This is a genomic window from Mesorhizobium sp. M4B.F.Ca.ET.214.01.1.1 (assembly GCF_004791545.1).
Taxonomy (GTDB): Bacteria; Pseudomonadota; Alphaproteobacteria; order Rhizobiales; family Rhizobiaceae; genus Mesorhizobium; species Mesorhizobium abyssinicae.
Genome location: NZ_SRUX01000235.1, coordinates 1 through 303 on the forward strand (window position 1 = coordinate 1; position 303 = coordinate 303).

At 63.4% G+C, this 303-nt stretch carries 1 pseudogene; it reads right to left on the reverse strand.

Annotated elements, in window-relative coordinates:
* Positions 1–112: 112 nt before the first annotated feature.
* Positions 113–303 (reverse strand): annotated as a pseudogene (locus tag EN857_RS36415) (SAM-dependent methyltransferase); the annotation flags it as partial.

Below are 303 nucleotides of genomic sequence, written 5' to 3' on the forward strand. Positions count from 1 at the left end.
CCAGCGACAGAACCGCAAGCCTGTTGGCGGCAAGCACGCGCCAAGCATAGGTCTCGGAGTGCGCATAACGCCGTGACGGTTGCAGAGCGAAAGCACCGCGGCCGGCAAGCCTCTAGACCGAAAATGCGAACAGCCCGTCCTCGGCTAGCATGCCGGCCACCGCGCCGACGATGCGTTCGAGCGCGCCGATATAGATGAACACGTCTGCCGCGACCACGATGTCGGCCCGCTCGCCGGCGCGAGTGAAATTCTGAAGATCGGCCTTGGCCAGCAGGTCGTAGATGCCTTTGGCTTTTGCCTTCC